We start from the raw sequence: 25,005 nt of genomic DNA, 5'->3' as shown, positions 1-25,005 counted from the left end.
CTTTTATTAACAATGGTCTATCTTTTATTTTATTCACAATGGGCTATTTTTTTTTATTCACAATGGGCTTAAGCCCATTGCCTAACTCAATTTTAATCTTGTTAGTGTAAGAAATGCCTTACCCCAGTAAATACCATCACCAAGCCCAACTCATCGGCTGCTTTGATAGAGTCTTTATCCTTGATTGAGCCTCCTGGTTGAATTATCGCTGTGATACCTGCAGCAGCGGCAGTGCGGACGGAATCATCAAAGGGAAAAAAAGCATCACTGGCTAAATAAGCCCCTTGGGCTTGATTTCCTGCTTCTTCTAGGGCGATTTTCACCGAGCCTACCCGATTCATTTGCCCTGCACCGATACCAAGAGTAGTGCGATTTTTGCTAATGGCGATCGCATTTGATTTTACGTGTTTAACAATTTTCCAAGCAAAGAATAACTCTTTTAATTGTTCTTCGGTGGGTTTTTTCTCGGTGACAATTTCCCATTGGGCAGGGCTTTCCATTTGTATATCATTATCTTGCACTAAAAAGCCCCCGGCGATCGCCTTTATATTATCCTGACTACCAGCATATAAATCCGAGAGAATCAACACCCTTAAATTAGGCTTTTTGGCTAAGATTTGTTGTGCTTCCTCAGTGCAATCAGGCGCCACGATACACTCTAGGAAAATCTTACTCATAGCCGTCGCCGTAGGGGCATCAATGGGGCGATTTAGGGCGACAATACCCCCAAAAGCCGACATAGAATCCGCCTGATAAGCCTTATTATAAGCATCTATCACACTAGAACCCACAGCCACCCCACAGGGGTTAGTATGCTTGACAATCACCGCCGCTGGTTCATCGTTAGGAAATTCCGCTATTATTCTTCTAGTGGCCTCTAAATCCACCAAATTGTTATAACTTAACTCCTTACCTTGTAACTGTTGCGCCCCTACCCAACCAGTTTGTTGACTACCGCTTTGATACCAACTCGCCTGTTGATGGGGGTTTTCTCCATAACGCAAAGTAGCAATTTTTTGTCCACCGATGCCATAGTAACCCTGGGTATCTGGGGCAACTTCACCGAAATAACGACAAATGGCCTGATCATAACTTGCTGTCATGGCAAAGGCTTCCGCCGAACGAGCTTGACGAAATTCGAGGGTAGTTTTACCGCCATTGGCTCTTAATTCTTCGATATATTGATTATACATGGCAGGGTTAGTTAATACCGCCACATGGTGATAATTTTTTGCCGTCGCCCTCACCATGGCAGGGCCACCAATATCGATTTTTTCGATCGCCTCTGCTAAGGTACAATTAGGATCAGCAATGGTTTGTTCAAAGGGATATAAGTTCACTACCACTGCATCAAAAGCCCTAATGTCGTTGGCTTTTAAATCTGCCAAATCTTCTTCGGTATCACGGGCAAGGATACCCCCATGGATACGAGGGTGTAAGGTTTTTACCCTACCGCCCAAAATTTCGGGTGAGCCTGTGTAGTCACTTACTTTGGTTACTTTAATTCCTGCGGATTGTAGGGTTTTGGCTGTACCGCCACTACTGACGATGTCAAAGCCAAATTCGTTAACTAATGTTTGTGCTAACTCTACAATACCTGTTTTATCTGAGACGCTTAATAAAGCTAAACCTGTCATTAATTTACTATAAAAATACTAATACGATCAAACAATAGCTTACCATAGTTGCTATTAGTCCATTCTTTGCTTATGGGGATAACCTTTGCCCATTGCCTATTCCCTGCCCTGATGATGACACTTTTTGCTCATCCCTAATTATCAATTATCAATTATTCTCCTATATTAGATATATTGAATGATTCGCCCTTAAACAACGGGATAAAATTGAAATAGTACCATGAAAAAATTTTTACAACAAACTTTCGCTAGTTTTATCGGTAGTTTAGCCGGTTTATTTTTCTTTTTTGCTCTCAGTGCGGGGGGTTTATTTTTCTTTTTCATGGCTGTGTTGATGAATAGTAACACCCCCCAAGTAGATAATCAATCGGTATTGGTTTTTAACCTTAATAGTCAAATTACTGACAGTACAGGCGATCGCCCTTTAACGGTGGTTTTAGGAGAAGAAAGCCCCGATATTCTCTCCCTAAGACAAATCACCACGGCTATTAATCGGGCCGCGGAAGATGAACGCATTACGGCACTATTTTTGGATGGTAGTAAAGGGAATATTAACACAGGATATGGTAGTTTAACGGAGATTAGAACTGCTTTAGAAAACTTTAAAAATAGTGGCAAAAAAATCATTTCTTATAATGTTTCGTTAGGTGAAAAAGATTATTTCTTAACATCCCTTGCCGATGAAATTTATCTTAATCCTTTGGGTACGGTGGAAATGAATGGTTTAAGTTCTGCCCAATTATTTTTCGCAGATGCTCTGGAAAAATATGGTATCGGAGTACAGGTAATTCGGGTAGGTCAATATAAATCAGCGGTAGAGCCTTTTACTAGAAATGATTTTAGTCCAGAAAGTCAGTTACAGACGGAAGAATTACTGACTAATTTATGGGATATATACACTGATAAAATAACTGAATCTCCAACTTTAACTCCTAGTAGTATTAATAATATTGCTGATAATATAGGTTTATTAAAAGCAGAGGAAGCTCAAGAATTAGAATTAGTTGATACCCTTGGTTATCCTGATGAAGTTAATGATAATTTAAAGATTATTTCTAATAATGAAAACAGTGATTCTGTTCCTACTATTGATATTGGAGAATATGTGGCAATTACCAATAGAAATAATACTCAAAATGTAAAATATACCATTGCTATTCTTCATATTGACGGTAACATCGTTGATGGTATGGGTAGAGTGGGGGAAGTAGGGGGCGATCGCATGGCACAAGAAATCGAAAAAATTAGAGACGATGATAATATAAAGGGGGTAGTAGTAAGGATTAATAGTCCAGGGGGAAGTGCGATCGCATCTGAACTCATCGCCAGAGAATTAGAACTCACCGCCCAAGAAAAACCCATCGTTATCTCCATGGGGGATGTGGCCGCCTCTGGGGGTTATTGGATAGCCACCGCAGGGGAAAAGATATTTGCCAACGAAAGCACCATCACAGGCTCCATAGGGGTTTTTGGTTTACTGTTTAACCTCGAAGACATTGCCGACAATATTGGTATCAATGCCGATGTCATCAAAACCAACGAACTCGCCGATATTGGCAACACTTTTAAGACCAAAACAGAGCAAGAGATTAACATATATCAAAGTAACGTTGACCAGATTTATACTCTCTTCCTCGAAAAGGTAGCCCAATCCAGAAGTTTATCTACCTCCGAAGTAGATGAAATTGCCCAAGGTAGAGTTTGGTTAGGCAGTATTGCCCAAGAAATTGGTTTGGTGGACGAAATTGGTGGGTTAGACAGTGCGATCGAGTATCTTAACACTGTTTTAGAACTTAATGAACAATATAAAATCCAAGAATTTCCTCAAAGACGAAATTGGGAAAGCGAACTATTAACGGCATTAGGAGGAGCAAACTTCAAAGCAAGTAATCTTGATAAGGTAGCCCTTACGAATACAATTTGGAACTTAAATTCAGAATTAGAGTTAGTAGATATTATTAATAAACCTAACCGTATTTACACAATTCTACCCTTTAAAATGAACATAAAATAGATTACTAAATAACTGCAAATATTTGTTTTTAATATTTAAAAAATAGATATTACAGGATATTCAAACAAAAGTGAGTTGATAAAAGATATTTTGGTGGGTAATGCCCACCCTAATTCTCTAGTCTAGACTAAATCTAGAGAGAAATGAGAAAGGGAAACACATAAAAGAAAAATAGAGAGAAAATATAAATAAGCAAAAATAAAATCTTCTCTCTATGAACTAATATAGCAGACCAGAAAATTTTCGTCATGGTACCTATGAAATGTGAGTCAAAGGTACTGATTTAAACCCATTTATTTTATTTAATTAACGATAGATACACTCTTGTAGTTTTGCCCTTAAGTTATCTGCTGATATGTCTTTGCCTATCATCACTAACTGATTTTTCTGGGGCGTTTGCCATTCTTCTGTGTTCAAATCATAGCGTTTCCCACTGAGTTGGAAAATATGTTTTAATTCACTTTCTGCAAACCATAAAATTCCTTTGGCTCGATATACTTTCGCCATGATATTATCTGTGATAAAGTTTTGGAATTTATCTACGTTGAAAGGGCGATCGCACTCAAAAGAAACCGATACAAAACCATCTATCTCTAAATGATGGGAGTGATCATGATGGTGGTCGTGTTCATGGTGATGATCATGAGATGATTCTAGCTCATTTTGGGGATAATTATTAACATTACTTCGTTGTATATCTAATATAAGAGGTAAAGGTATCTTTGCATTTTCACAACGTAAAATACTAGCCCCTTGCTTAATAGTAGAAATACTGGTTTCTAATTCCTTAACCTTTTCTTCTGTCACTAAATCAATTTTATTTAGTAATATAATATCACCATAAATAATTTGTTGAAGTGCGGCATCACTCTCAAAATGTGATGGAGTAAAATTCTCCGCATCGATTAAAGTTAGCACAGAATCAAGACGAACTAAATCCCTTAATTCAGGACTTAAAAAAGTTAAAATAATAGGTAAAGGATCAGCAACTCCCGTTGTTTCCACAATTAAATAATCAACTTTTTGCTCACTTTCTAATACCTGATAAACAGTATCCAATAAATCATCATTAATAGTGCAACAAATACATCCATTGCTTAAACTAAGCATATTTTCTTCTACCGATACCAACAATTGACTGTCAATATCAATATCCCCAAACTCATTAACTAAAACCGCAACTTTTAAGTTATGGTTATTGCTCAAAATATGATTTAAAAGAGTTGTTTTTCCACTCCCCAAAAACCCCGTAATAATAGTAACGGGCATTCCTCTCTTAGGTAACATTAAATTGTCCATAAAAAAATAAAAATATTATTTATAACAACCTATTATAAGTTGTTGATCAAGGGGTTTTAACCCCTTGCTTTGTCCGTTGATCAGATTTATTACCACCTTTTTGGGATTTTACAAAAAATTTAGTAATATTCTAATGATTAATCTCAATTATTAAAAGTAGGGCGATGCTGAATCAAATTCATAAACTCTTGGCGGGTTTTTGCATCCTCCGAAAAAACACCTCTCAAAGCGCTGGTAGAAGTCCAAGAGCCTGGTTTCTGTACCCCACGCATAACCATACACATATGACTCGCTTCCACGACTACAGCCACCCCTTGGGGTTGCAATAAACCCTGTAACGCATCAGCAATTTGAGATGTCAAACGTTCTTGTACCTGTAATCTTCTAGCATACATTTCACAAATTCGAGCAATTTTTGATAATCCAATAACCTTACCATTAGGAATATAAGCAACGTGCGCTCGTCCAAGAATTGGCAAAATATGGTGTTCACAAGAGCTAAACAAATCAATATCTCTGACCAAAACCATTTCATTGGATTTCTCATGAAATACTGCCCCATTAAGTAATTCATCTAAGGATTGATCATAACCCGAGGTAAGAAACTTAAGAGCTTTAACCACTCTTTTTGGAGTATCTTTCAATCCTTCCCGTTCTGGATTTTCCCCCAAACCTATCAGTAACGTTCTCACCGCTTGAATCATTTCTTCCTGCGTTACTTGAGGCTTAGACTCCGTAGCAAGAGAAGGTAGTTGTTTTTCTTTCACCGTTGCTTTCATCATCGAGGATTCAGTGAATGTCATGGTATTTTGTTCATAAATCTTTAATTATTAAAATGATAACCATTATCAAATAAAATAACAATTGCAAAAGTCTTGAATATTGAGTAGGTTGGTGAAATTAATTATGGCTCTTATTTTATTAAGACTCTTATGAACAAGGGGTTTAAACCCCTTGCCTAAATCGATTTAATTATGCCCACTTACTTAGAAAAATAGCTACTCTGTCCAAAGGTCATAAAAGAGTTTCAGCCCTCTATTTACGATGAGTTTGAAGTATAATTTATTAGTGGACTAAAGCGAATCACATTTCCTGAAATATGTTGCTCGGTTCTGATATTAATTTATTGTTTATTCAAAAATAAACTAAGTTCTATCTATCAAATCCAAGAAATCTAAAGGATTCCAAGATTAAAATAACTGACTCAAACCATGACAAACGAAAAAAAAACTTATAAAAATGTAATGGAAATATTGGTTGATGAAGAAATAGAATATCAATTAGTTCACAATAAAACAATTAATCCTAACCTAAGAGATTATATAAATCCTATTGAAGTGGCAACTTTTGCTCTTAATCGTTTGCCTAGCTTATATGCTTCTTCCACAGAGGGAATTCAAAAACAAAAAAGAAGAGCAATTATTAAATATAAAAAGGAAATACATCAGGCTGTAATTCAGGGATTTGCGGCAGTTGAGCGAGATCCTCTCAGAAAGTCAACTCCTTTATCTAGTGAGAGAGAAGATATTATTTCTGATGCGAGAAAAACATTGACTAAATTTGATGAGAATATTCCTAAAGAAGAGTTATCTTTAATTGTTGAGTTTATGGAAAGTTTTTTGAACAAGATACAGAATGCGGAGATTACATCGGCAGAAATAATTAAACTTTATTATTTATTAGATTTTTATTGGGAAGAAGACGGGGAAGGGTTGATGCAGAATAAAAGTGTTCGTTGGTATGGGTAATGGTAAAACCAAGAAATAGAAGTAAGAGAGTTTTTGATTCAAAATTTTTGAGAAATTTCTTTTGATGTGGTTAAAATTTCCCCATTTTTTAAAATTCTGTGTGATCATTGATAATCGATAATAAATCATTAATAATTTAGTGATGTATCTTAATTGTTAAAAAAGGAACTATATTAACGGTGACACTAGCAGAACTAATAGAAAAGGGTGGATTTTCCATTTGGCCTTTGTTATTCTTATCGATTCTCGCTCTAGGAACTATTGTCGAGCGCATTTGGTTTTGGTCAAAGGTTCTGGTGAAGGAGGAACAAATTTTAAATTCGATTATGGATGCGGCGACAACAAACTGGGGGAAGGCTGGAGAGATTGCTTCTCGTTATCGCAATCATCCTTTAGGAAAATATCTTAATACTCCTTTACAGTTGGATAATCCAGATCCTGAAGTATTCCATCTTGCCCTTGAAACTGGAGCCGATGATGAGCTTTCTCAAATGCGTAAGGGGGATAAAATTCTCGAAGGGGTAATTGCTTTATCTCCTCTGTTGGGTTTATTGGGTACGGTATTGGGTTTAATTCGCTCTTTGGGTTCTATTTCCCTTAGTGATTTAGGTACAGCTTCGACTACGGGGGTAACTCTTGGTATTGGTGAGTCTTTGATTTCTACGGCGGTGGGTTTAGTAGTGGCGATTATTGCAGTGGTTTTTTATCGTCTTTTTCAGGCTTTTTGGGCTAATCAGGTCAGAATTTTTCGGAAGGCTGGAAGTGATTTGGAGTTGATTTATCGTCAAAAATGGAATGTGGATGAGTAGAAGTTGAGGTTCACAAGAATTAAATTTTGATGGTTTATAATTTAGTGAGTAATTAATTTAAAGTGGATCGTTTATTTTATCAGTGTTGATAATTGCTAATCTATGGGTAGCTAGACACTGATATTTGAATTCGCTTAATCAAAAATAAAGTTTTTATTTTAGTCTATATATTTATGACACAGATACCCGTACCAAAGAGAAACAAGAGTAATTCTTCTCAAAAATATGCCCCTCGCCCTCTCAAGTTATGGGGTGATATGAATACTCAGCAGGAGGTTAGAATTGAGATTGTGCCGATGATTGATGTCATTTTTTGTATTTTGACGTTTTTCATTTTGGCGGCGGTGGGCTTTTCTCGGCAACAGGCGATTAATTTGAATTTACCAAGGGCAACTACTGGCACAGCACAGATGCGGGAGATGTTGGTGGTAGCCCTTGATAATCAAGGGCAGCTTTATTTGGAAAAACAACCAGTAAGCCAAGTTCAACTTTATAGTGCCATAAAAAATTATAATACGATTAATCCTTCTGGATTGATGGTGCTTCACGCCTCTGAAGAGGTGCGTTACAGTCAGGTGGTGGAAGTTTTGGATATGTTGAAAGAGGTAGGGGGCGATCGCGTGGCTTTAGCTACTCTGGCGGGTAACTCCCAAATTCCCACGGAAAATCAAACTCCGACCCCAGGGATAAATCCTTATCTCAACCCTGACAGTAATAATATCCTACCAAATAATAATGGCGGTGGCGAAGGTGAAAATATGCCTTCTTCCCCTGTGCCTTTACCTCCTGTACCCGAGTCTCCTCCTTCTTTTTAAGATTCTGGAAATACTAGATTTTTAGCTTTTTGTTGGGAAAGGACTAAATTGACGTAGTTCTTTCCTTGAGTCTTTGTCAATCTAATTTTTAACACCTACGCAAAAAGCACCCTCCAATAAAGGAGAGTGCTTTTTAGTTATTATTTAGTTGTTAAACTAACTTCCGTTAGATATTAACCGTTGATTACAGGAGCAGATACTGCTTCAGCAGAGGCTAAGTCTAAGGGGAAGTTGTGAGCATTACGTTCGTGCATTACTTCGATACCGATGTTGGCACGGTTTAATACGTCTGCCCAAGTTCCAATTACGTGACCTTGGCTATCTAAGATAGACTGGTTGAAGTTGAAACCATTTAAGTTGAATGCCATGGTAGATACACCCATTGCGGTGAACCAAATACCAATTACAGGCCATGCACCTAAGAGGAAGTGTAACGCGCGGCTGTTGTTGAAGGATGCATATTGGAAGATCAAACGACCAAAGTATCCGTGAGCAGCTACGATGTTGTAGGTTTCTTCTTCTTGACCGAATTTGTAACCGTAGTTTAAAGACTCGGTTTCGGTGGTTTCACGTACCAAAGAAGAGGTTACGAGAGAACCGTGCATTGCGGAGAATAAAGATCCACCAAATACACCAGCTACACCTAACATGTGGAAGGGGTGCATTAAGATGTTATGCTCTGCTTGGAACACGAACATGAAGTTAAAGGTTCCAGAGATTCCCAAAGGCATACCATCAGAGAAAGATCCTTGACCGATAGGATATACTAAGAATACTGCAGTAGCAGCGGATACAGGTGCAGAGTATGCAACACAGATCCAAGGACGCATTCCTAGACGGTAGGATAATTCCCACTGACGACCCATGTAGCAGAAGATTCCGATTAAGAAATGGAATACTACTAATTGGTAAGGGCCACCATTGTACAACCACTCATCTAAAGATGCTGCTTCCCAAATAGGGTAGAAGTGTAGACCGATAGCGTTGGAGCTAGGTACTACGGCACCAGAGATGATGTTGTTTCCGTATAATAAAGAACCTGCTACAGGCTCACGGATTCCGTCGATGTCCACAGGGGGGGCAGCTACGAAAGCGATTAGGAAACAAGTGGTTGCAGTTAGTAAACAAGGGATCATTAACACACCGAACCAACCTACATAGAGGCGGTTATTGGTAGAGGTGATCCACTGACAAAACTGCTCCCATGCGGAAGACTGTTGTTGTTGTAAAGTGGTAGTCATCTTTTATGATTTCTTTATGATGTTTTCGAGGTACAATAATCAAGTGAATTTATCACTCTGTAAATATAGTACTACACCAAGTAAAGTTTTGTCAAGGATTTTAATAAATCTTTTTTCCATGGGCTGAAATGCTTGTAAGTTGGTGGCATGAGGTCTTTAAAGGATAGGAAAATTCTTGATTTGGTTATTGTATGAAAATATTCTGTTGATGGTTTGCTACTAGGGAGATGAGGACACTATGGGGAAGTATTCACAAAAAAAAGTTAGCTCTCAATCTGAGAAAATGAGAGCCTTTTTGGATGTTAAAGATTAAAAACTGAGAATTTATTGTCCTGTGATGGAAAGACTATCAACCCAAATCCGAGGGCATACACCACTGGGGGTTGTTTCCGCTTCTTCTTCCACAAAGATAATAGATTTTAATAAATCAAGAAAGTCTCCTGCTACGGTGGCGGCCTCAATGCTAGTTTTTTCTCCTTTGTTAATTAACCAACCGTCAAAGGGGAGGGAGAATGAGCCTTGTAATGAGTTTACCCCTGCATGGAGGGCTTGAACATCATCAATTAAGATTACGTTTTCGGCTTCATCAAGGTTATATTTTTGGGTGGGTTGTTGCCCTCGGAAGACGTGGAAAAAGTTGGGACTAATACTTACTTTTGCTCCGATGTTGGCGTTGCCTGTGGGTTGGGCATTCATTCTCTTGGCGGTAACGCTACTGTGGAGGAAGTTGGTTAATACTCCTTCAACGATAAGGGGAAGATTTTGGGTGGGGGTGCCTTCGCCGTCAAAGGTTTCTCCGCTGATGTTGGCGGGGTGAAGGGCGTTATCGGATACGGATAGAAGGGGGGATGCTATTTTTTCGCCGAGGGATTCGGGGGTGGAAAGGCTTTGTTTATCGAGGATGCTTTGGGCATTGTAAAGGTTGCTAAATGCACCTAATAAACTGAGGAAGGCTTCGGGAGAAAAAACTATGGTGTATTTTCCTGATTTGATGGGTTGATAGTCTAGGTGGCTGATGGTTTTGGTGACGGTTTCTTGGAAACAGCCGTCAATGTCTAGTTTGGGTAGGCTAGGGGCGATTTTGAATGCTCCTCCGCTACGGGGTTTTCTGCCTTCTTGTTCGGTGGTGGCATATAGGTAAATGGTGGCATAAGTCCGATTTTCTTCTCTTAATGCTCCTTCGCTGTTGAGGTAAAATCTCTCTATTTCTTGTTCTGAGATTCCATTATAGGGTACAGAGGCGATCGCACTGTGGGCGTTTAATAAATCATCTTCTACTTTTAATAGTTTCCCGATCAACTCAGCAGGAGGGGTTTGCTCTCCTAATTCTACTTTAACTTCGGGAAGGGGAGATTTTGCTTCGCTACTAAAGTCAGGGATGTTTTCCTTTACGCCAAAATGACTGGCTTCATAGGCGGTTTTGAGGGCGGCTTCAATGCCTTTAGCATCCACATCCGTGGTGGATGTCACCCCAATTTGATTATCATCATTCCAAACTCGCACGATGACACTGGATTTTTGAGAGGCTTTTACTTGTTTTGGCTCACCCTGAAACACTTGTACGCTGGTTTGTTCGATGGTAGAGCCGTAAATGTCATATTTTTTGATATTTAACTTTTCTGCTTTTTCTTTGGTGTTAAGGGCGATCGTTTGTACTTTGGACATAATCAATAACAAAAATGAATAGAAAATTTATAAGAATAATTGCTTAAACCTACCTGATACCATAGCATATAACGATGATTGAACTTATCGAGGTAGTGGATACAAACCAAACTCATCTCGAATTCTGTCACTAATTTTGCGACGATTAAATACATGACGCTTTAAACTCGGATGAGCAGTGGAAGACAGATTTATAGAAGTGGAATTATTGCAAGGTGACGGGATTATGTTTACCTTTGATGTTGAGGTATGGTTATCCAAAAAAGAATAATTGAGAATTGATAATGAAACTTTAGTGTTCCTTAATCAAGGTACTGGAATTATGCTAAAAATTGAGAGACTAACATATTATCACTATTGTTCATTGGTCGTCTCCATGAAAAATTATATCTAAAATCAGTAACGCTGAAACTTTTATTCCCTCGTCTCTCCTTCTTGCCAAAACCTAATAAAACCCCAATTAGTCCTAGAATAAAAATAGTTTAATAGATTGTGGGTAATGGTATGGAAACCGCTGAGTTGATGACATGGTTACAAGAGCGCACTGCTATGAATATTTTACCTGATGAGGTGTTAAAGGCGATCGCCCCTAACCTTACTTTAACTTCTTGGGCAAAAAATGAAACCATCATCGAAGCCAGTCAACCCATCAAAAATGTATATATCCTCCAACAAGGGCAGGTAGAAATAAAAGGCACAAAACAAACCTCCTGTTTACTCACTGGGAGCTTGATAAACCTGCGAGAGTTGATTTTGGAACAATCTGCCCAAAATACCATTACCACCATCACAGAGGCTAAATTATGGGCAATTCCTGCGGAAAAATTTACCCAGTTGATCAAACAATATCCCGAAATTAGTCAAGCCTTTTCTCAACAACTAGCCCAAGAAATTGCCAACCTTTCTTCCCAATTAGATTTTGAGCAAGAAAGAAGAGAGGCATTGCGCCCCTACTTGGTAAACAAAGCAAAAAGGGGAATTATCGGCAAAAGCCGTTATGCAGTCAGATTACGGCAGAATGTGAAGACTGCATCGAAAGATCATGAATCGGTGTTGATTTTTGGAGAGCAAGGATTAGAAAAAGATAACTTAGCCGCCCTAATTCACTATGGTTCGGGCGATCGCCGTGAGCCTGTTATTAAGGTAGATTGTGCTAAACTTCAGGCTAGTGGCGCCGAAATTTTTGGACGGGCAGGGGGTAAACCAGGGTTAATTGAGGCGGTAGAGAAAGGCACTTTAATTTTTAATAATATTCAAGATTTACCCTCAGAATTATTACCTTCCATTGTCAAATTATTGGATACTAAAACCTATACCCCTATTAGTCGAGGGGAGAATATAGCTAATAACAAAAAAGAATGTTCAGCCCGTTTGATTATCATTGCTGAAAAGGTTATTCCTGAAATTAAAAAACTGATTACCCATAACATAAAAGTACCCCCTTTGAGGGTAAGAAAAAGCGACATCGAGGATCAAGTTAACTACTATATCAGTTTAGTTTCCCGCAACAAAAAAATTAATAAACCTCAAATTAGTCCCGAAGCCTTACAACGTTTACAAAGTTACGATTTTCCTAACAATTTACGAGAGTTGCAAAATTTGGTTGAAAGGGCGATCGTGCAAATATCAGGAACAAATGAACTAACCGAAGAAATTATCTGGCCGTCTCAAGGTAAAAAACGACAGTTTCGTTTTAATCTTTTAACCGCTTATCCTCGTTTTCGTAATTTTTTGCGTAGCCCATGGTGGCCAGATCGAATCAATTATGGCTTTACTTTAACAGTTTTTGCTTTAGTAGTAATCATTTTATTTGTAGGGCCTCAAACCAGGGATCAAAACTTTGCTCTCAATTTATTTTGGGCTTGGTGGTGGCCTTTGATTTTACTTTCTTTTCCTTTTGTAGGTCGTTTGTGGTGTTCTGTATGTCCATTCATGATTTATGGGGAAGTTGCCCAGAAATTGACCCAAATTTTATTCCCCAATTATGAACTAAAAAAATGGCCAAGAAAAACGGCGGAAAAATGGGGCGGTTGGTTTTTATTTAGTGGGTTTGCTCTAATTTTATTATGGGAAGAACTTTGGGATTTGCCTAATACGGCTTATCTTTCCTCTTATTTATTATTATTAATCACGGCGGGAGCGATGATTTGCTCGGCCATATTTGAAAGGCGTTTTTGGTGTCGTTATCTTTGCCCTATTGGTGGTATGAATGGGATGTTTGCTAAGTTGGCGATGACGGAATTACGAGCGCAGCAGGGTACTTGTTCGGCGGAATGTAATACTTATCAATGTTATAAGGGGGGCCCAGAGAAAGGAGAGGGGCAAGAAACCAATGGATGTCCTTTATATTCTCACCCTGCCCAAATGCAGGATAACCGAGACTGTGTCTTGTGTATGACTTGTTTAAAGGCTTGTCCCCATCGTTCGGTTACTTTCAATTTACGTCCTCCTGCGGTGGAGTTGTGGACGACTCATCAACCCCGCAGTTATGAGGTGGCGTTGTTGTTTTTGCTCCTCAATGCGGTGTTTTTACATCTGACTCCGCAAATTAATGATTATTTTAATTTAGGTTTGGATTTGGATAATTTTTGGATTCACGGTTTAAGTGCGATCGCCCTTGTCACCATTCCAGTTATAATTCCTTTAATGGCTCACGGTATAATTCGTTTAGTTTGTAAACTAAATCAAATCCAATCCCGTAGTTTTATCGAACTTGCTTACGGTTACTTACCTTTAGTTTTAACCGTCAGTTTAGCTTACTATTTACAAATGGGCTTAGGAGAAGCAGGGCAGGTGTTACCTCTTGTTGCCACTACTTTTGGCTTAGATGGCAGTGGTTTACCCATTTGGGTAGCCCATCCCGCGGTGATTGCATTTTTACAAGGAATAACTATTATTTTTGGGGTACTATTAACCGTTATTTTAAGTCAAAAAATAGCCCGTCAATCCTTCAAACTTTTATTACCTCAACACTTATCTAGTCTTAGCCTTGGGATTGCTTTTTGGTTATTGATTCTTCAATAAGTGCGGTAAATATGGGTAAAACTCACGGAGTAGGGCATTGATTATATTTTGATTTCCTTACCTTCTCTTATGATTATGGCTTTCCTAAAAAATTTCTGTGAGCTACAATTCTAAAGACTATTATAATTATTGGTATTAAAAAGGAATGGCAGAATTAACCCCTAACCCTAGTTTTAGTTTGACGGTCAAGTTAGAATTATTAAACAGGGCTGGTACTTTAGCAAAAGTTACCCAAGCAATCGCAGATGTGGGTGGTAGTTTGGGAGAAGTATTATTAATTGAGCGTAGTTTGAAGATTACCAAGAGAGAATTACACATTGACGCTTCAAGTACCGAACACGCTGAGAGAATTGTTCAAGCGATTAAAAGTATCCCTGAAATAAAAGTATTACATATTAGCGATCGCACCTTCGACATCCATCGGGGCGGTAAAATCCATATTCAAAACCGCATCCATATTTCCTCCTCCTCCGACTTAGCCATGGCTTATACTCCTGGTGTAGGGCGCATTTGTCGGGCGATCGCCGATAACCCTGAAAATGTTTTCTCTTTGACCATTAAAAGCAACTCCATTGCCATTGTTACCGATGGTTCGGCAGTTTTGGGGTTAGGAAACTTGGGTCCCGAGGCGGCTCTGCCAGTGATGGAAGGGAAAGCCATGCTATTTAAAGAATTTGCCAACATCGATGCTTTTCCTGTGTGTCTCAACACCCAAGATGTGGAAGAAATCATCCAAACCGTTAAAAATATGATGCCCGTATTTGGGGGAGTAAACCTCGAAGACATCGCCGCACCCCGTTGTTTTGAAATTGAAAGAAGATTACAGGAGGAGTTAGATTTTCCCATCTTCCATGATGATCAACATGGTACCGCCATTGTCAGCATTGCGGCGCTCATTAACGCCCTCAAATTGGTTAAGAAGGAAATCAGTGATATAAAAGTAGTTATTAACGGTGCAGGGGCAGCAGGAATTGCCATCGCCCGTTTACTGCAAAAAGCAGAATGTCATGGCATCATCCTTTGTGACTCGAAGGGTATTATCAGTAAAGATAGGGAAAATTTGACCCCTGAAAAACAGTCATTGGCAGTGGAACAAAAAGGAAATCTCAAAGATGCCCTCGTGGGTGCCGATGTATTTATTGGGGTAAGTGCGCCCAAAGTGGTTACTAGGGATATGATTCGTAGTATGGCAAAAGACCCCATTGTGTTCGCCATGGCTAACCCCATTCCCGAAATTCAACCCGAATTAATCCAAGATGATGCGGCGGTAATTGCCACTGGCAGAAGTGATTATCCTAACCAGATTAACAACGTGTTGGCATTCCCTGGGCTTTTCCGTGGTGCCTTAGATTGTCGTGCCAAAACCCTCACCACTGAGATGTATTTACAGGCCGCAAAGGCGATCGCCTCTTTAGTACCCCCTACGGTATTAGATAAAGAACACATCATTCCTTCCGTGTTTGACGAACGTATCGTTCCCACCGTCGCCGCCGCCGTCCAACAAGCCGCCCGTGAAGCAGGAGTCGCTAGACTGTAAAGAACCAAAGTAGGGTGGGCATTGCCCACCAATAATTCCTCCATGCTTAATATTCTTTTCCATGACAAACTATTCTCTGTTCCCGCCCTAATGAAGCAATTTTACAATGAATCACCCCTGCCACTGACAGAGGACGGTAAAATCGGTTATGATATAATTTGCTGTGTTTATACGAAAAAATAATTTAAATGGCTAAAAAATCTATGATTGCACGGGAAGCAAAACGTGCAAAACTAATTGCAAAATATGCTGACAAAAGGGCTGAACTAAAAGAGCAATTCAAACAAGCTCAAGATCCCTTAGAAAAATTAGAACTTCAGCGTCAATTACAACAATTACCCCTCAACAGTTCCCCCGTACGTCAACGCAACCGTTGTTGGGTTACTGGAAGACCTAGAGGCTATTACAGTGACTTTGGTTTATCTCGTAATGTTCTCAGAGAATGGGCTCACAAAGGTTTATTGCCTGGGGTTGTTAAATCTAGTTGGTAAAAAGGGTTTCTTCAGGGGCAAAGGTTTATTCCTTGCCCTTTTTTTTATGTCGTTGATTCGTTTTCCACGGTAATTGTTGTTTGTTCTTCTTCGGCGGTAGAACAATAGGCATAAACGTAACTCAACATTGTATTCCAGATGGCGATAGAGATAATAGCGAGAATGAGCAAGGGAAATTCTCGGGGAATCTGAAATAGTAATCCTACAATAATTAAAATTGAGCCTAAACTATCAGAAACCGTGAGATTGTGGATTTTATATAATACTGTCCTTGATGATAGTAAGGATGATGTACCCCAAAACCAGAAAAATATACCAATGGTAATAAAAAAATAAGTGAATATATCAGTCATAGATTTGTTTTGTGTCCTCGAGATTTCCTTTTCAAGTTATGATCGATGGTGTTGAAGGAGTCTATTCCTTGTCATTATATTTTAAGTTTATTTTTGATCATGTGGAAATCCATTTTGAAGAGCAATGTAATTGTTGCTTTAATTTTTTCGGTGTGTTTATGGTTGGGGTTTTCTAGTCCTGCTCTAGCTTTGGGAGGAATCCAACCCACTTTAAATGAGCCCGCCCCAGAATTCTCTCTCCCTAGCAATGGTGAAGATATAGAGGTTTCTTTAAATGATTTTCGGGGTAAGTGGGTAGTGGTTTATTTTTATCCCCAAGACTTTACCCCCGGTTGTACCCTTGAGGCGCAAAGATTTCAACGAGATTTAGCCGAATATGAGAAAAGAAATACTCAAATTGTGGGTATTAGCGTGGATGATGTGCAATCCCACGAGGATTTTTGTGATTCTGAGGGTTTAAAGTTTCCTTTGTTGGCGGATACCGATGGTAAGGTTAGTAAGGCCTATGGCTCTTGGTTAACTGGTCGTTCTTTACGCCATACTTATATTATAAATCCTGAAGGGGTTTTGGTTGCCAAGTTTTTGGGGGTGCGTCCTGTGATTCACAGTCAGGAGGTTTTGGCTACCCTTGATGAGCTACAAGTTAGTTAAGGAGTTGTGATGAAATTACCAAAACTTAGTCAGGAGGACATTGATAGGGTGGTGGAGATGGCATGGGAGGATAGAACTACTTTTGATGCCATTGAGTTACAGTTTGGTTTGTCGGAAAAGCAGGTGATTGCTTTGATGAGAAAGGAAATGAAAAGTTCTAGTTTTAGGATGTGGCGCAAACGGGTTTCTGGTAGGAAAACAAAGCATCTCAAGAAAAGAGATTTTCTGGTGACTCGGTTTAAGTCTGATAATCAAAAAACTTAGTTTTAATTTAGTTAGAGGGGCGATCCCGCAGGGATCTGCTCCGCAGTACGCCAAGTGGTAAGATTTGCCCTTCTTTTTTTGTGATACAGTTAGGGAAAATAACCAGCTATTTCGCATAAACTAATTTAAGAGTGTTTACAGGATTAATACAAGGTACAGGGAAAGTTAAATCTTTAGGTAATGATTTATATGCGATCGCCATTAACCAAAACCATAGCAAAAAAATCACCCACGACTTAGAATTAGGAGACAGTATAGCCGTGGACGGAGTTTGTCTCACCGTCGAAAAAATTACTAAAGATGGCTTTGTTGCCACCGCCTCCCCCGAAACCCTCCAAAGGACAACCCTAGCCAGAAGTACCCAAAATCAAAGCCCCGTAAACCTAGAAACCTCCTTGAGAGTGGGCAGTAAAATCGGAGGGCATTTTGTTAGTGGTCATGTGGACGGTATTGGCTGCCTAACAGAATCAAAGCAAACCCAACAAGCGTGGGAAATGACCTTTTCTAGCCCCCCCACCCTTAAAGTTGAGTGGGAAAAATATCTCGCCCCCTATATCGTGTCAAAAGCTAGTATTGCGGTTAACGGTATCAGCCTTACCATTGCCGAGTGTGATAGCGATGGTAGTTGCTTTAAAGTGGCAGTAATACCAGTTACCTATGCTGATACAAACCTCGCTCAATTAAAAATAGGTGATTGGGTAAACCTAGAAAGCGACATTCTCGGTAAATATGTTGACAGACTAATTAGTCATCGTCTTGGAAAACAACCCATACAAGCAGACATCACCCTAGATTTTTTAGCCCAGCATGGATATGGATAATTAATAAAAACTACTCAAATCTAAATACTTCTCCATATAATCCGCCAACGTATCAATTAACTCCTCCCTATGCTGACGATAATTAGATATTCCCGTGGGCAAAGATGGTAAACCTCGCTTATGGCGCAGATGATTTAACCACGAGCGCCTCCAGGCACCATTATCAAAAATACCATGGAGATAACAACCCCACACCGACAAACTTTCATTAACCAGCCCTAAACTAGGATCATCAAATAAAGACATACATTTGATTTTACGTTTTTTCACCAAAGGAGTAACCAACTCTGTATAACCCTGATGAATTTCATAACCATCCACAGGAAAACCACCTTGAGGATAATTGGCTGATATTTCCCGTTGACGGGTAATTTTTTCAGGTTTGAGGGTAGTTTCAATGGGTAACAAGTCAATACCTTCTGTTTCGGGAGAAATACTCTCAAAATTTTCAGGATCTAAAATTCGATGTCCTAGCATTTGATAACCACCACAAATGCCAAATACTGTGCCTCCTGTTTTTTCATATTCCAGAATTCTTTGTTTCATTCCCGTTTTTTCTAATACCATCAAATCAGCAATGGTGGCTTGAGTACCTGGAATTATTACCGCATCGGGAAACCCTATGTCCTCATGGGGTTCTATGTACTCTATTAAAACATGATCTTCTGCTTCGAGGGGATCAAAATCAGTAAAATTGTAAATTTTCGGTAACTTGATAATTTTTATGTGTAAATAGTGATGACCTTTACCATGGGTGCGTTTTAATAATTGGAAAGAGTCTTGAGAAAGAGACTCCGTATCAAACCAAGGCACTACCCCCAAAATTGGTATGCCCGTATATTCCTCTAGCCATTCAATGCCAGAATTGAGGATAGACTTATCTCCCCGAAACTTATTAATCACAATTCCTTTAACTAAAGCTCTTTCTTGGGGTTCGAGGAGTGCTAAAGTTCCTACTATGTGGGCAAAAACTCCCCCTCTTTCTATGTCTGCCACCAAAACAGTATCGGCATTAAGATGGGTTGCAATCTTCATGTTAGCTAAATCCTGATGTTTCAGGTTAATTTCTGCGGGGCTACCTACCCCTTCACAAATAACAAGATTAAATTCTTGTCCGAGGGTTGATAAAGACTCTTTGATAATTTCCCAACCTTGCTCAAAGTATTTTTGATAATATTCTTGGGCATGGGCTACTCCTACCAAATGACCTTGAAAAAGCACTTGGGATGTCATTTCTCCATGGGGTTTTAGGAGTACAGGATTCATCTCTACCCTGGGAGTTGTTTTAGCCGCCCATGCTTGAAAGGCTTGAGGATAGCCGATTTCTCCCCCACTGCTGGTGAGGTAGCCATCGGACGCCATATTTTCTCCTTTAAATGGAGTTACTAACCATCCTTTACGCCAAAAAAGACGACATAGCGCAGCCACAAGGGTCGATTTTCCTGCGTGGGATGTGGTACCCACAACCATAATTGCTTTCATTTATTTATTTTAGTTGTTGGGAAAAATATCGTCGTTGGGTTAAGTTGTTTAATTGTTATTTTGCATTAATATTGCTTTATAGCTTACCCTATCCAATTAATAAAGTAACAAAAAAAACAGCCCCTTTTCACTAATGAAAGAGGCTCTGCTTTAGGTAAATTTTAATCATAGTTTTTTAATCAGGATATTGTCCGCCTACACCGATATTTGTATTGTAAATGGTTGCTTCTTCAATGTTGAGGTTGTGTATAAAGGCATTATCAACATGAGTATCAAACAGAGTAGCATAGGCTAGGTTCGCATTGTTTAGGTTTGCATAGTTCATGGTTGCATTGGTTAAAAATGCCCGATGAAGGTCAGCATAAGCAAGGTTTGCACCGTCTAAGTCTGCGCCTTCTAGGTTGGCGTAACGTAGATTTGCTCCTCTTAAGTCTGCGTTTCTCAAGTCTGCACCGATAAGATGAGTTTCTTGTAAGTCTGCATTCCTTAAGTCACAGCCCATACATTGGTTTGTTTCTATCAGTTGTTTTACATGGTCAGCATTTTGGGCGATCGCTTCAGGGCTTACCATAACACTAAGGGCGATCGCACAGGGTACTGCCACAACAGTTAATAAATTTTTCATAAATTTTTCCCCCTATCTATATATGGTATTTTATCTTTATTTTCCTAATATATCTATTAATATTACAAGGATTTTACAAAGCAATTAGTTTTATCTATCTAGTCATAAAAAGTAATAAACTAGCTTTTAAAGATAAATAAGACTCAACATTAAAATTAAGCATTTATAATTAATCAAATTAATATAAATTAATGATTGCCTTAATAGTTAAATAATAGGATGATTAGTTTATAACTCTTATTTATCAAAGACTATAAAAAGTATTTCTACTAACTTGATCTTTATTAATTGCTATACTTCTATAATAACAAATAATTAAAGATACACAGGTAGGGTAAAGCGAAAACAGCTGCCCTGATTTCCATTATCATCAACCCAAATTTGACCGTAATGAGCATTAATTACCTGACGACAAAGAGCCAATCCAATACCATACCCTTCTTGTTTTATATCCCTTTCTAAACGAAAATGACCATCAAAAATAAGCTCTTTTTTTTCTGGGGGGATACCCGAACCTGTATCAATGACACTAACTTCTATTTTTTGAGTAGTTTTATGAAGAATAGCAACGGTAATTTTTCCTTGATTGGGAGTATATTTAATAGCATTTTCAATCAAATTAACCAACACTTGATAAATCAATTCTGGATCAGCATATACTGCAGGTAAATCTTGGGGAATATCTTTGACCAAATATTGATTTTTAATCTTAATTTTTTCACTAAAGCTATTAAGTAAATCATTACATAAACTAGGTAAATTAACTTTAATAGGTATAATATTGAGTTGATGATTGGTCTTTTTCGATGTTTCTAATAAATCAGTAATCATTTTATTCATCACTTTAAACTGCTTTTTAGCCTGTTTACAAAGTTTCTTTTGTAGCTGAAATAACTTCTCTTGATCAACTTCATTCATAGCCAATTCAATGGTTTCTACCGCAATAGATGCAGCAGTTAAAGGATTACGTAAATCATGTACCAACATCGCCAACATTTGATCTTTAAAATCCAATTGTTGTTGCAAATTTTCCACTTCTTGCCTCAGCTGAAAAATATCATCACTCAAACGAATCAACTCAGAAGAAGGTAAACAAGTTTCTAAAATAGAATCTTTTGCACCTGTTTCTGTATCGAAATTTTGAGTCAAAGAGTGTTGCCACTTATCCCACCATTTCTGCAACTGAGCAGTTAAATCACTTCCTGCAAGGGTTTGTTGGGGGGCTGGATTAACTTTCACGAGGGATGGAGTAGCAACCAGTTTAAAATGTTCTACCAGATGGGGATATTTACTAATTTCTAATACTTCTAACTGAAATTGATAATCACGGGTTAGACTTTGAAGATAAGTTTTTATTTCTAGAATATTTTTCTGCGAACTATGACGATTATCAACAAATAATAATAGTTGAAGAGATTTTTTTGTTTGTTCTATACTTTTACCCTTATCTTCGCCAAAAATTAAATCACTGTCTGATGGATACATCGTGAATATCACTCCCCATGGGCATATTTTTGTTGCTACTATTACCAATTTATAGTATTTTCTAGGTTTTATTTTACTGTGAGGATATTTTTTTTGATAAATATTTGATGTTTTTCTCGGGAAGACACAAAAATAGAAAGTAACGGTGCGTGTAATATTTTAATTTATGTATATACCAATGTACCGAAATATTTAAAATTATTGGTGAATTTACGCTAAGTAAGTAGGCATAATTAAATCGATTTAGGCAAGGGGTTTAAACCCCTTGTTCATAAGAGTCTTAATAAAATAAGAGCTATAATTAATTTCGCCAACCTACTTAATTAAGATTTAGTTATTAATAAAAAAGTATTTATTCACTTTTATTTTTTTACTTCTTGAGTTTGTAATATTTATGTTATTATAAAATATTTATTTTTCTATGAATTATAAACTCAATAATTTATTCATTATCTATTAAAATTTGTATATCAATGTCTTGATAAAATTCTTCTTGAGATAGTTCTACTTTTGACTGGGATGATAGTAGTAATAATGCCCAAAATACTCCTACTTTATCTTTTTTAGGAGTTTCTTGATATTGACTCCAAGAGGTTACTAATTGTTCTAGTTTTATTTGCTCTCGGGTTTCAGATATACGAGATAAATTTTTAGTTAAAAATATGTTTAAATCTTGGGCTAGTTGAGTTAAGTTTTCGTCATGGGCTAACTCAGTAATAGTTTTTAAAGCCTGTTTCTTGGTATATTTTCTTTTTTTATTTAAATTTAGTCCATGAAGGTTACTAGCTTTCTTTAACTCTTTTTCAATGTCTTGCAGTTGAGTAATAAATTCTGATAATGTAACTCTTCTTTTGCGAGGAGGAAGGGCTGAGGTTCTTCTTTTTATTTGTTGTTCTAAGTTTGATTGTAGATGTCTTTTTCTGATAGTATTTTCAAGATCTTCTTCTATATAAATATCTTCATTTTCTATTTCTTTTTGACCTAGTTTTTCGAGGGTATCTGCTTTTAATAAAACGAGCATTGATGCCCATAACATTACTTGCCCTGAGTGGGATAAGTCTTGGTCTAAAATATCTATGGTATGACTTTCTTTTAAGTTTAATTCTGCTAAAAAACGATCTATTATTTCTATGACTTTTACATCCCAAGGATTAATTTCCCCTTTTTGGGCTAAGTCAATTAACATGGCAATGGCTTCACTACCAGGACTATTATTTTTCATTATGATGTTAAATTCAGTTGAGGGGTAAGGGGTTGAAACCCTTTGTTAAAATTTGGTTTGAGTGATGGACTGTCAAAAAAAATTGTTGCTTTGTCTCTAAATGCCCTACCTCTCTGCCTTCGGCATCTCCCCTTTTGAGGGGAGAAAGGGAAACTTTAATGGAATAATTAAACTCAGATTTAATTCTCCATTATCAATTATTAATTCTCAATTATTTATGAGGGCTTTTTGGGCTTCTTCTCTGTCATCAAAATGAATTTTTTCGGTGCCTAAAATTTGATAGTCTTCATGGCCTTTTCCTGCAATTAAGACTCCGTCACCTGCTTGGGCGGTTTTGATGGCGGTTTGAATAGCTAAGGAGCGATCGCCCTGTACAATAGGTTTGATATGATTAGGAATACCCGTCAAAATATCTTCAAGGATTTGAGTGGGGTTTTCTGTGCGAGGGTTATCGGAAGTTACCACCACCACATCGGCTAAATCCGCCGCTATTTTACCCATTATAGGGCGTTTGGTGCGATCGCGATCGCCCCCACAACCAAACACACATATCATTTTACCCTTAATAAAAGGACGGGATGCTTTGAGTAAATTTTCCAAACTATCGGGGGTATGGGCATAATCCACAATAACAGTAACATCCTGATTAGGTTTCGCCTCCACCCTTTCCATGCGCCCCGGCACCCCTTTAAACTGTGGTAAACCTTGGGCAATGGTATCTAAATCAATACCCAGTTGCAATACTGCCCCCACCCCTGCCAAAAGATTTGCTAGGTTAAACTGCCCAACAAGGGGAGAAGAAAATTTAATTTGCCCTTGGGGGGTGTGCAAAATTCCTTCCACTCCATTGGCTTGATATACTAAATCGCTGGTGTACAAATCCGCTTCCGTATTGGTAACACTATAACTCCAGACATTTTCCACCGATTTGATCAATCTTTGTCCATAGGGGTCATCATAGTTAATAATGGCTTTACCTTGGAGATATTCTTTGTTGAATAGAAGGGCTTTGGCTTGAAAATAATCCTCCATATCTTTGTGATAATCGAGGTGATCTTGGGTTAAATTGGTAAATACAGCCACATCAAAATGACACCCTTTTATTCTTTTTTGGGCGAGGGCATGGGAGCTTACTTCCATTATGGCATATTGGTTTCCAGCGTTTAGGGCTTCTGATAACTGTCCTTGTAAATCTATGGCGAAGGGGGTAGTATGACTGGCGGTTTTTTGATAGTCTTGCCAACGGGCGTAAAGGGTGCCAAAGAGGGCGGTTTTTTTATGGGCTTGTTGTAAGAAAAATTCGATTAAATGAGTGGTGGTAGTTTTCCCATTGGTGCCTGTAACCCCTACCATGGTTATTTTTTGGCTAGGATAACCATAAAACTTACTGGCTATTTGCGCACAAACATCATTCATATCGTTGGCTACGATGACGCAATCAGATTTTGTGGGGGGGTGTCTATCATAGGCTTGTTTACTTATTATAGAGGCGATCGCCCCTTGTGCCAAAGCACTTTGCCAAAATTCTCCTCCATCAACCCTTGTGCCTGGCATCCCGATAAAGACATCCCCTGATGACACCAACTGAGAGTTAGTCACAATTCCTTTAACTTCAAAATCCAAAGCAGGATGCTCAGGAATAGAGTTAATTTGTTCTAAATTGGACAATAATTGACGTAATTTCATCAAACTTTACCCCTCACTTAACAATAAAAGATTTTTAACTATGTTATAGCAATATTTTAGGGAATGGGGAACAGGGAATGGGCAATGGTAATAAAATAATAAATTAATTAGTAGTGATAATGACTAATAGCTCATC

21 protein-coding genes are annotated in these 25,005 nt (G+C 38.2%); 10 read left to right on the top strand and 11 right to left on the bottom strand.

The window, feature by feature from the left end:
• Positions 1 to 101: 101 nt before the first annotated feature.
• Positions 102 to 1,637 carry a bifunctional phosphoribosylaminoimidazolecarboxamide formyltransferase/IMP cyclohydrolase gene (gene purH / locus A5482_RS02485; RefSeq protein WP_069792035.1) on the bottom strand — a complete coding sequence of 512 codons (1,536 nt, stop codon included), beginning with the start codon at positions 1,635 to 1,637 and terminating at the stop codon, positions 102 to 104.
• Positions 1,638 to 1,857: 220 nt separating this feature from the next.
• Here purH and sppA point away from each other — a divergent pair, with 220 nt between their 5' ends.
• The gene (gene sppA, locus A5482_RS02480; protein WP_069792036.1) at positions 1,858 to 3,651 is read left to right on the top strand and encodes a signal peptide peptidase SppA; all 1,794 of its coding nucleotides are present in this window, start codon (positions 1,858 to 1,860) and stop codon (positions 3,649 to 3,651) included.
• A gap of 306 nt (positions 3,652 to 3,957) precedes the next feature.
• Here the strand turns inward: sppA and A5482_RS02475 are convergent, their stop codons facing one another.
• On the bottom strand, positions 3,958 to 4,950 hold the full coding sequence (locus A5482_RS02475) for a CobW family GTP-binding protein (protein ID WP_069792037.1): 993 nt from the start codon (positions 4,948 to 4,950) through the stop codon (positions 3,958 to 3,960).
• A 143-nt stretch (positions 4,951 to 5,093) separates the two neighbouring features.
• Complete coding sequence (gene folE, locus A5482_RS02470) at positions 5,094 to 5,753, bottom strand: GTP cyclohydrolase I FolE (RefSeq protein WP_069792038.1); 660 nt, start codon at positions 5,751 to 5,753, stop codon at positions 5,094 to 5,096.
• A gap of 408 nt (positions 5,754 to 6,161) precedes the next feature.
• Between folE and A5482_RS02465 the strand changes: the two genes are divergently transcribed.
• From A5482_RS02465 to A5482_RS02455, 3 genes are all read left to right on the top strand, one after another.
• Complete coding sequence (locus A5482_RS02465) at positions 6,162 to 6,698, top strand: late competence development ComFB family protein (protein WP_069792039.1); 537 nt, start codon at positions 6,162 to 6,164, stop codon at positions 6,696 to 6,698.
• Positions 6,699 to 6,877: 179 nt separating this feature from the next.
• Positions 6,878 to 7,507 (top strand): MotA/TolQ/ExbB proton channel family protein, encoded by a 630-nt coding sequence (locus A5482_RS02460; RefSeq protein ID WP_069792040.1) that lies wholly within the window; start codon positions 6,878 to 6,880, stop codon positions 7,505 to 7,507.
• Positions 7,508 to 7,680: 173 nt separating this feature from the next.
• Entirely contained in the window at positions 7,681 to 8,322 is a 642-nt protein-coding gene (locus A5482_RS02455) for an ExbD/TolR family protein (protein WP_069792041.1), read from the top strand.
• Between the two features lie 173 nt (positions 8,323 to 8,495).
• On the opposite strand, the gene psbA is transcribed toward A5482_RS02455, so the two are convergent.
• Positions 8,496 to 9,563, bottom strand: a complete 1,068-nt coding sequence (gene psbA, locus A5482_RS02450; protein ID WP_069792042.1) for a photosystem II q(b) protein — start codon at positions 9,561 to 9,563, stop codon at positions 8,496 to 8,498.
• Positions 9,564 to 9,887: 324 nt separating this feature from the next.
• Positions 9,888 to 11,228 (bottom strand): TldD/PmbA family protein, encoded by a 1,341-nt coding sequence (locus A5482_RS02445; RefSeq protein ID WP_069789643.1) that lies wholly within the window; start codon positions 11,226 to 11,228, stop codon positions 9,888 to 9,890.
• 504 nt (positions 11,229 to 11,732) lie between these two features.
• Here A5482_RS02445 and A5482_RS02440 point away from each other — a divergent pair.
• From A5482_RS02440 to rpsN, 3 genes are all read left to right on the top strand, one after another.
• Positions 11,733 to 14,252: a sigma 54-interacting transcriptional regulator gene (locus A5482_RS02440; protein WP_069789642.1), complete on the top strand. Its 2,520-nt coding sequence runs from the start codon at positions 11,733 to 11,735 to the stop codon at positions 14,250 to 14,252.
• Between the two features lie 145 nt (positions 14,253 to 14,397).
• Positions 14,398 to 15,789 carry an NAD-dependent malic enzyme gene (locus A5482_RS02435; protein WP_069789641.1) on the top strand — a complete coding sequence of 464 codons (1,392 nt, stop codon included), beginning with the start codon at positions 14,398 to 14,400 and terminating at the stop codon, positions 15,787 to 15,789.
• 188 nt (positions 15,790 to 15,977) lie between these two features.
• Positions 15,978 to 16,280 carry a 30S ribosomal protein S14 gene (gene rpsN, locus A5482_RS02430; RefSeq protein WP_069789640.1) on the top strand — a complete coding sequence of 101 codons (303 nt, stop codon included), beginning with the start codon at positions 15,978 to 15,980 and terminating at the stop codon, positions 16,278 to 16,280.
• 44 nt (positions 16,281 to 16,324) lie between these two features.
• Here rpsN and A5482_RS02425 read toward each other — a convergent pair whose 3' ends face one another.
• A complete protein-coding gene (locus A5482_RS02425) occupies positions 16,325 to 16,633 on the bottom strand; it encodes a monovalent cation/H(+) antiporter subunit G (protein ID WP_069789639.1) in 309 nt (102 codons plus the stop codon).
• A 99-nt stretch (positions 16,634 to 16,732) separates the two neighbouring features.
• Between A5482_RS02425 and A5482_RS02420 the strand changes: the two genes are divergently transcribed.
• From A5482_RS02420 to ribE, 3 genes are all read left to right on the top strand, one after another.
• Entirely contained in the window at positions 16,733 to 17,284 is a 552-nt protein-coding gene (locus tag A5482_RS02420; protein ID WP_069789651.1) for a peroxiredoxin, read from the top strand.
• Between the two features lie 9 nt (positions 17,285 to 17,293).
• Positions 17,294 to 17,548 carry a TIGR03643 family protein gene (locus A5482_RS02415; protein ID WP_069789638.1) on the top strand — a complete coding sequence of 85 codons (255 nt, stop codon included), beginning with the start codon at positions 17,294 to 17,296 and terminating at the stop codon, positions 17,546 to 17,548.
• 131 nt (positions 17,549 to 17,679) lie between these two features.
• Positions 17,680 to 18,369, top strand: coding sequence for a riboflavin synthase (gene ribE, locus A5482_RS02410; protein WP_069789637.1), 690 nt, complete (start codon positions 17,680 to 17,682; stop codon positions 18,367 to 18,369).
• Here the strand turns inward: ribE and cobQ are convergent, their stop codons facing one another.
• The 5 genes from cobQ to A5482_RS02385 all read right to left on the bottom strand — a co-directional run bounded on the left by cobQ (position 18,370) and on the right by A5482_RS02385 (position 24,869).
• Positions 18,370 to 19,851 (bottom strand): cobyric acid synthase CobQ, encoded by a 1,482-nt coding sequence (gene cobQ, locus A5482_RS02405; protein ID WP_069789636.1) that lies wholly within the window; start codon positions 19,849 to 19,851, stop codon positions 18,370 to 18,372.
• 175 nt (positions 19,852 to 20,026) lie between these two features.
• A complete protein-coding gene (locus A5482_RS02400; protein WP_069789635.1) occupies positions 20,027 to 20,476 on the bottom strand; it encodes a pentapeptide repeat-containing protein in 450 nt (149 codons plus the stop codon).
• 315 nt (positions 20,477 to 20,791) lie between these two features.
• Complete coding sequence (locus A5482_RS02395; protein WP_083260364.1) at positions 20,792 to 21,961, bottom strand: histidine kinase; 1,170 nt, start codon at positions 21,959 to 21,961, stop codon at positions 20,792 to 20,794.
• A gap of 442 nt (positions 21,962 to 22,403) precedes the next feature.
• Complete coding sequence (locus A5482_RS02390) at positions 22,404 to 23,183, bottom strand: segregation/condensation protein A (RefSeq protein WP_069789634.1); 780 nt, start codon at positions 23,181 to 23,183, stop codon at positions 22,404 to 22,406.
• Positions 23,184 to 23,390: 207 nt separating this feature from the next.
• Positions 23,391 to 24,869 carry a UDP-N-acetylmuramoyl-L-alanyl-D-glutamate--2,6-diaminopimelate ligase gene (locus A5482_RS02385; RefSeq protein WP_069789633.1) on the bottom strand — a complete coding sequence of 493 codons (1,479 nt, stop codon included), beginning with the start codon at positions 24,867 to 24,869 and terminating at the stop codon, positions 23,391 to 23,393.
• Positions 24,870 to 25,005: the final 136 nt, after the last annotated feature.

The organism is Cyanobacterium sp. IPPAS B-1200, from assembly GCF_001747005.2.
GTDB lineage: Bacteria > Cyanobacteriota > Cyanobacteriia > Cyanobacteriales > Cyanobacteriaceae > Cyanobacterium.
This window is presented reverse-complemented; position numbering and strand designations above follow the sequence as displayed.